Below are 8,058 nucleotides of genomic sequence, written 5' to 3' on the forward strand. Positions count from 1 at the left end.
TATTAAGTTTGATCAATGAGAGACCGGTAAAACATTGTATAGTATTTTACACAGGATTATGGACTTGATTGTTTGTTAGACTATTAAAACGATGAAACATATCCTTGAATTAATTTAAATGTATTTTCTAGTGCATCCACGTGTGTTCTTTCCATACCGTGACTACTTGATACACCTGGTCCAATTAAAGCAGCACGAATATTTGCTCCCCCACCTAAAGCTGCAGAAGCATCACTACCATACATTGGATAAATATCTAAAGCATAATTTAGCTCTTTTTGTTTAGCATAGTTAGCTAATTTAGTCGTTAAATCATAATCATAAGGTCCAGATGAATCTTTCACACAGATTGAAACGTCATATTCATCACAATCTAAATCATCACCGATACATCCCATGTCAACAGCTAGAAGCTCTGTAATGTTTTCTGGAATCCAAGCTGCACCATGTCCTACTTCTTCATATGTACTAAAAATGAACGTTAAGTTAGTCGTTGGTGTCACATTGTTTTCTTTTATCCAAGTTAAAATAGATACCAAGACCGATACTGACGCTTTATCATCTAAGAAGCGTGATTTAATAAAACCAGATTCTGTAATCATAACTTTTGGTTCGTATGCAATAATATCACCATTTTGAATTCCAAGTTTTTGAACATCTTCTTTACTTTCGACACGTTCGTCAATCTTAACCATTAAACTATCAATGTCACGATCTTTAGTTGCCGCATCTTTAAAAACATGAATAGATGGTGATTTAGATAGAATAGTTCCAGTATATAATTGACCATCTCGAGTAATGATTTCACAATATTCACCATCAAGAGTTGGAGTTAATGGTCCACCTAACTTTGTTAAGGCAAGTGTCCCATCAGCATTAATCGAACGAACCATTAATCCTAGTGTATCTACGTGAGCACTTAATCCACGTGTGATAGTTGAATCTTGTCCTTCAACTTTTACCATTAAGTTTCCTTTTGGTGTAGTTGTAGTTTTGAATCCTAGCTCTTCAATTGATTCTCTTAAAAAATCAATTGCATCTTTTGTATAGCCAGTTGGGCTATTAATAATTAGTAATTCTTCTAAAAAATTCAGTGTTTGTTCTTTTTGAAACATCGACTTCACATCTTTCTTTGTAATATACCTTCTTGATAAAATATAGCATATTTTACGCTGATTTCAAAAAGAGAACTCAAAAAAACACTCCTATTAAAGGAATGTTTTAGTTTGGCGTTACAACTGATATGAAATAAATGTTATCATTGAAATTCAGCTAGTTTATGAATGGTTTCTTGAATGTCTCTTAACTCCTGAATTAATGCATCATATGAATCATTAATTAACTGAGTTGTTGAAACAACGGAGATTGTATAAACCAACTGTTCGTCCCTAAAAATTGGAACAGCAATACTAGCATAGCCATCTCCAAGCTCATCTCGTTCAATTGAAACATTATTTTTTGTAACATCTTTTAGTTGTTTTTTTAAAATATTGGGATCTGTAATTGTACCTTGTCCATATTTTTCCCATCGTACCTTACTTAAAACTTGATTTAAATGGGTTTCGGATAAATGCGCTAGAATTAACTTTCCAGAAGCGGACGCCGTTAGTGGAAAATCTGTTTGGTTATGAATGATGAGCATATAACGCGAACGACTAGGTTTACGTTCAATTAAAGTGGTAATACTCAAATTTTCAACACTATGAAATCGAGTAGAAACAAAATACTGATCTGCTATACGCTGTAAATCACCACGAATCATTTCAATAATTTTTTCCGTATAATCATACTGTGCTATCTCAACTTTTTCTAAAAAGTTTGACCCTAATCGATAATGTTTATCTTGTAAGTCGTAAGATAAATAATTATAGTGCAGCATAGTTTGAACCAATCCACGTGTCGTATTAATATTTAAATCAACTTTTTCACTAATTTCATTTAATGTCAATTCTTTTACTTCTTCTGTAAAACAATCAATAATTAAAAATGCTCTTGCTAATGATTGTATAATTTTATAACTTCCAGACACTTTTATCCCTCTTTACTCTTGCTAAATTAACCTTGCCACAGAGCTGTTATACCACTTAATGACTGAATTCCTAAGTATAATGTAGCAACAGCTGCAATAACACCTAACACAGTTAACCATATAGGATGTTTGTAATCATCCCCTACGATATTTTTTCGGTTAGCTCCTATTAGTATTGTACCTAAAGTGAGAGGTAAAATTAAGCCATTTAATGATCCGGCTAAAATTAATAACATAACGGGTTGTCCAATAAAGGCATATACTATTGTTGAAAACACTATAAAACCTATAATAACTAAGTTATTATATTTTTCTAATAACGGATGAAATGTTTTCAAGAATGATGCACTTGTATAAGCCGCACCAATTACTGAAGAAATTCCTGCAGAAAAAAGAATGATCCCAAAAATAATTTCACCTGGACGACCTAAGGCAATTTCAAATCCTGACGCTGCTGGGTTACTAGGATCTAATCCAACGCCTGATGAAACAACACCTAAAAACACAAAGAATAGTAACAAACGCATTACACCAGAACCTAAAATAGCAAATGTTGCAGAATTCGAAGCAATTTTTGCATTTTTAACACCCGTAATTCCTGCATCAATTAATTTATGACCACCAGAGAATGAAATATACCCACCAACTGTACCTCCAACTAATGTAATTATAGGTAAAATCAGACTTTCAATATTTTGAGGTCTAATCATACTTTGCAATGCTTCTCCTACTGGTGGTTTTGTAACAACCGCTACATATAGCGCTAATATTAGCATTACTACACCAAGGATTTTAATAAATTGATCAACTAAAGATTGTCCGTTTTTTGAGATAAAAATAAGTATAGCAATAATTCCTGTTATAACAGCACCAATTGTGTAGTCTATACCGAAAATAGCATTTAAACCTAAACCTGATCCACCTACGTTACCAATATTAAATGCTAATCCACCTAATACAATAAAGAAACTAACAACATATCCTAATCCAGGTAAAACTTTATTCGATAAATCTTGTGCATACATTCCAGTTACAGATAATACACGCCATACGTTAACTTGAGCTGCAAATGCAATTACAATAGCTAACATAATAGCAAAAGCAAAATTAGCACCTAGTTGCTCTGTAAAATTTGCCGTTTGAGTTAAGTATCCAGGTCCAATTGCGGATGTAATCATTAAAAAGATACTTGTTAATAGATTACTTTTCAATTTTCTATTATCAGCTTCAGTTTCTAAAAGTGTTTTGTCATTATTCATTTTTGTTCCTCCAAATCAAGTTTTAAAATGTGTTAATCATAATATTATCTTCCTTTAGTCCTTTTATAATTTCACGAACAAAAATAAGGGCTTTTTCTCCATCTCCATGTACACAGATACTATCTGCTTGGATGGAAATATCTTTACCGTCAATACTGGTTACCTTTCCTTCTTTTACCATACGAATAACACGTTCAACTGCATGTTTAGTATCGGTTATCATGGCACCTTCTTTACGGCGATCAACTAATGTACCGTCAGATTCATAAGCTCTGTCAGCAAAAACTTCGTGTACAATATTTAAACCAATTGCTTCTCCTGCTTTGACTAAGTGGTTATTCGCTAATCCTACTAATTTTAAGTTAGGATTAAATTCTTTCACTGTTTGGGCGATGGTTTCAGCTAGTTCAATATCTTTAAATGTTTGGTTGTAAAGTGCGCCATGTGGTTTAACATGATTTAACGTTAAACCAACAGTCTTTGCTAATCCGTCTATTGCAGCTAATTGGTATAATAGAAATGCTCGAACTTCATCTTTCGACATATCCATGTAACGACGTCCAAACCCTTGTCGATCTGGATAACTGGGATGTGCTCCTAGACCTGTTGAGCCACTTTCTTTTATTTTTAAAAGTGTATCCATCATAACTAACGGATCGCCAGCATGAAAACCACAAGCTACATTAGCAGAAGAAATTAATGGAATAATTGCTGAATCATCTCCAATAGTATAATTCCCATAGTTTTCGCCTAAATCAGCATTTAAATCAACTTTATACATTAGTCTCCTCCTTCAATAATGTGATTATTTTTTAAAAAGTGAATATTGAGATCATTCGCCTGATATTTAGGATGATCCATAATATATGCTTGAAAATCTAAATTTGTTTCTACTGGTCCTATGACTGTTTCGCTAAGAACACGTCTCATTTTTGAAATAGCGGCTGATCGATTATGGCCATAGGTGATTATTTTCGCAATCATCGCATCGTAATGTGGTGATATTGTAAATCCATGATATAAATGTGTATCTATTCGCACATGATGCCCTTGACTGAAGTGCAGTAATTCTACTTTACCTGGTGAAGGCATAAAGTTATTTCTAGGATTTTCAGCATTTATTCGAACTTCGATTGCTACACCATTCATATGGATGTCGGATTGATTAACCGTTAAGCGTCCGTTAAAGGCTACTTCTAATTGTTGTTCCACAATATCAATGCCAGTAATCATCTCAGAAATAGTATGTTCTACTTGGATTCGTGTATTCATTTCCATGAAATAAAAAGCTTTTTCCTTTTCAACATATAAATATTCAACTGTACCAGCACTCTCATAATGTAAATTTGCCATTACTTTAGCCGTTAATTCTGTGATATAAGTCCTTGTAGAATCGTCTAATATAACTGCAGGTGCTTCTTCTATAATTTTCTGATTATGATTTTGAATGGAACAATCCCTTTCAAATAAATGAACGGCTTGTCCTTTTCCATCTCCCAAAATCTGTACTTCAATATGGCGAGCATCAGGAATAAAACGCTCAAGATAAACACGACTATCATTGAATGAACTCATTGCCTCTTTTCGAGCTTCATGAAATAATCGCTTAAATTCTTTTTCAGATTCAATTAAGCGCATTCCTTTACCGCCACCTCCAGAAACAGCTTTTACCACCACTGGATAACCGATTTCTTTGGCAATGATTAACCCTTCATTTGCATCTCTAATTGGGCCTTCGCTACCTGGTATAATCGGTAAACCATTTTTCCCAACAGTATCACGAGCTTTTGCTTTATTCCCCATAAGTCCAATTAATTTGCCGCTTGGTCCAATAAATTTAAAGCCTTCTTCTTCACATCGTTGAACAAACGTTTCATTTTCAGCTAAGAAACCATAACCCGGATGAATGGCATCTGCTTGGCTTATTTTAGCTGCGGACAAAATCCGTTCGATATTTAAATAACTTTCCGAACTACTTGCTGGACCAATACAGTAAGCTTCATCCGCTAAAGCAACATGTAAACTGTCTTTATCGTCTACACTATAAATGGCCACACTTTTCATATTTTTCTCTTTTAGCGTTCTAATAATTCGGACAGCAATTTCACCTCGGTTGGCGACAAGAACTTTTGGCACAATTACTCCTCCTCTGTTCTAAGCAGCATCAATACTTGATCGTACTCAACCGGCTCACCATTTGTGACTAAAATCTCCTCTATCACTCCTGAATGGTCTACACGAACCTCATTAAATAACTTCATAATTTCGATTAGTCCAATTTGATCCCCGCTTGTTACTTTATCGCCTACTTTAACAAATGTATCTGTACTATCTTCATCCGGCTGAGTATAGAAAGTTCCAATTTGTGTTGAACGAATTTCAATTAGTTTTGAATCTTTGGGCACACTTTTCTCTAAGTTTGTTTCTGGAGAACTGCTCGATTCAACCACTTTATTTGAATAATTAGAATGAGCTTCTAATTCAATTTCTAAATCCCCATCTTTTACTTTTAAGCTTTTTAGATGATTATCTTTCATCAATTGGATTAATTCTTTTATATTATCCATTTTCATATTTTCACCTCATTAAAATTGTCTTAACTTTTTCAGCAGTAATTCTTCGGTAATCACTATGTTCTGAATCAATCTTTAAATAGTCATTGTTCAATAATTTATTCATTTCATCTTTGTATAGTGAAACTGCATCATCTAATTCGATTAACTCAAAATAGATTTCTTCTTCTGGTGGTATTTGTACTAATTTAGGTAAGTCTATTTTTGCGACGGTAGCCATCCGCTTGTATCCACCTGTGGTCTGTCGATCATTCAATAAAATAATCGGTTGACCATTTTTAGGTACTTGGATATTCCCAAGCTGGGTTGGTTCTGAGAGGATGTCATGAACGCCATCAGTTGTTTTTAAAGCTATTCCTTCTAAACGGATACCCATTCGATCACTACTCCGCGTTATCTTATAAGGGGTTTTAGTTAATGATTCTTTAGCTTCTATCGTTAAGTCATCATAATTAGGACCTGTAATAATTCGTATCGTTCTGGTATCTCCTACTTTTTCATTTGAATAGTAAGGAAATGTATGATTACTCTTTCCGTTATAAGCTATCAAATCACCCTTTTGAAGCGGTCTACCTTGATGACCCCCCATTGCTGTACGTAAGTGAGTCGAATAACTACCTAATTCTTTTTTTAGATGAAATCCTCCAGCAACTGCTAAATATGAACGGATACCATTTAAAGTTTTTCCAAATTTTACCTGATCTCCTTTAGCGAGTTTTATGGCTTTTCCACCAGTATATTGTCGCCCATTTATATCGATACGCATTTCAGCACCGACAACACTTATAACCGTATCCTTCATCACATCAAAAGAAATTCCTGTAAAATTCATTTCGATAACCGCTTCATTAATGTTATTGCCAACTAACTGGTTTGCTAGTATTGCACTTTTGTAATCTAAAACGCCTGCTGGTGAAATACCTGTCGACTGATGACCATAACGGCCCAAATCTTGAAAGGTGGATAAAATACCTGCTTCTTGTATGTAAAATGCCATTTAATCATTCACACCTTTCAATATGACTGAAACTTGATATGTACCTGTTTCAACTTGTTTTTGTATTTCATTAAATTCTTCATTTGAAATGCTATAAAACTTAATACGATCCCCAGCATTATATAAAATCGTATCCTCACCCCGACGTGTATCATAAAGCTGAATCGGTGTACGACCAATTAGATTCCATCCACCTGGTGAATCATATGGGTAAACACCCGTTTGTTGTCCAGCAATTCCGACAGAGCCTGCCGCAATATGCGTACGTGGTGTTTCTAATCGATCCATCGCAATTTCTGGATCTAAGCCACCCAAATAAACAAACCCTGGCATAAAACCTAACATATAAACTAAGTATTCATTATCAGTGTGTCTTTTAATCACATCATCAACTGTTAGATCTTTTTCTTCAAAACGCCAAAGATCCGGCCCAAAATCTCCACCGTAACAAACGGGGATTTCAACAACTCGATATGGGAATTCTTCATTATCGATTGTTTCTAAATTAATCTGCTCAAGGATTTCGATCAGTATGTTTTGATTTAATGTTAAAGGATCAAAATAAATCACCAATCTTGTATATGAAATAATCATTTCTATTATTCCATTAATTTTTAAGCTGTCGATATATTTTCTTAAATTGACTATTTTTTTATTAATATCGGGACTTATCACATCACCAAATAGTAATGTTAACGAGTCTTCTGTGTATTGTTTAATTTCCAAATAGTCCACTACCTTTCTTGATAACTACATTGTAATCTAAATAACGATAATGTAATTATAAGATTATATATACTTGGATGTCAATCGGAAAATTAGAAACAGATTAAAAAAAACACCTATTTTCTCAATATTGATAAAGTCCATATAATTGTGTAAAAGATAAAAGGCCATGTAACAGCCCTTTTACGGTACAATGTTTTTAACCACAAAAACATACCTAGGAGGACGTTACATGACCCAAGTACATTTTACACTGAACAACGAAGAGGTTCAAAGTATTATTGAACATTCGGTAAAAGATGAAGTTTCTAAAAATATTTTGACCACTGTTTTCAACCAATTGATGGAAAATCAACGAACAGAATATATTCAAGCCGATGATTATGAACGTTCAGAAAGTCGTAAGAGTCAAAGAAATGGCTATTATGAGCGAGACTTTACGACTCGTGTGGGCACACTCGAATTAAAAGTGCC

At 34.0% G+C, this 8,058-nt stretch carries 9 protein-coding genes; 1 reads left to right on the forward strand and 8 read right to left on the reverse strand.

Annotation, left to right across the window (positions count from 1 at the left end):
- Positions 1 to 83: 83 nt before the first annotated feature.
- The 8 genes from ACFO5Y_RS09500 to pxpB form a co-directional block, all read right to left on the reverse strand.
- Positions 84 to 1,115: a M42 family metallopeptidase gene (locus tag ACFO5Y_RS09500; RefSeq protein ID WP_003143902.1), complete on the reverse strand. Its 1,032-nt coding sequence runs from the start codon at positions 1,113 to 1,115 to the stop codon at positions 84 to 86.
- 143 nt (positions 1,116 to 1,258) lie between these two features.
- The gene (locus tag ACFO5Y_RS09505) at positions 1,259 to 2,029 is read right to left on the reverse strand and encodes an IclR family transcriptional regulator (protein ID WP_197105255.1); all 771 of its coding nucleotides are present in this window, start codon (positions 2,027 to 2,029) and stop codon (positions 1,259 to 1,261) included.
- 26 nt (positions 2,030 to 2,055) lie between these two features.
- The gene (locus ACFO5Y_RS09510) at positions 2,056 to 3,288 is read right to left on the reverse strand and encodes an NRAMP family divalent metal transporter (protein WP_003143904.1); all 1,233 of its coding nucleotides are present in this window, start codon (positions 3,286 to 3,288) and stop codon (positions 2,056 to 2,058) included.
- A gap of 22 nt (positions 3,289 to 3,310) precedes the next feature.
- Positions 3,311 to 4,069, reverse strand: a complete 759-nt coding sequence (locus ACFO5Y_RS09515; RefSeq protein ID WP_197105256.1) for a 5-oxoprolinase subunit PxpA — start codon at positions 4,067 to 4,069, stop codon at positions 3,311 to 3,313.
- A complete protein-coding gene (locus ACFO5Y_RS09520) occupies positions 4,069 to 5,427 on the reverse strand; it encodes an acetyl-CoA carboxylase biotin carboxylase subunit (protein WP_380706524.1) in 1,359 nt (452 codons plus the stop codon). The genes ACFO5Y_RS09515 and ACFO5Y_RS09520 overlap by 1 nt, the downstream gene beginning before the upstream one ends.
- The gene (locus ACFO5Y_RS09525; RefSeq protein ID WP_197105258.1) at positions 5,427 to 5,861 is read right to left on the reverse strand and encodes an acetyl-CoA carboxylase biotin carboxyl carrier protein; all 435 of its coding nucleotides are present in this window, start codon (positions 5,859 to 5,861) and stop codon (positions 5,427 to 5,429) included. The genes ACFO5Y_RS09520 and ACFO5Y_RS09525 overlap by 1 nt, the downstream gene beginning before the upstream one ends.
- A 4-nt stretch (positions 5,862 to 5,865) precedes the next feature.
- Complete coding sequence (locus tag ACFO5Y_RS09530; RefSeq protein ID WP_003143908.1) at positions 5,866 to 6,858, reverse strand: 5-oxoprolinase subunit C family protein; 993 nt, start codon at positions 6,856 to 6,858, stop codon at positions 5,866 to 5,868.
- Entirely contained in the window at positions 6,859 to 7,593 is a 735-nt protein-coding gene (gene pxpB / locus ACFO5Y_RS09535; RefSeq protein ID WP_197105259.1) for a 5-oxoprolinase subunit PxpB, read from the reverse strand.
- A gap of 223 nt (positions 7,594 to 7,816) precedes the next feature.
- Between pxpB and ACFO5Y_RS09540 the strand changes: the two genes are divergently transcribed.
- The coding region (locus ACFO5Y_RS09540) for a transposase (protein WP_380706522.1) at positions 7,817 to 8,058 on the forward strand (242 nt) is incomplete at its 3' end.

Source organism: Ruoffia tabacinasalis, from assembly GCF_042652985.1.
GTDB classification, from domain to species: domain Bacteria; phylum Bacillota; class Bacilli; order Lactobacillales; family Aerococcaceae; genus Ruoffia; species Ruoffia tabacinasalis.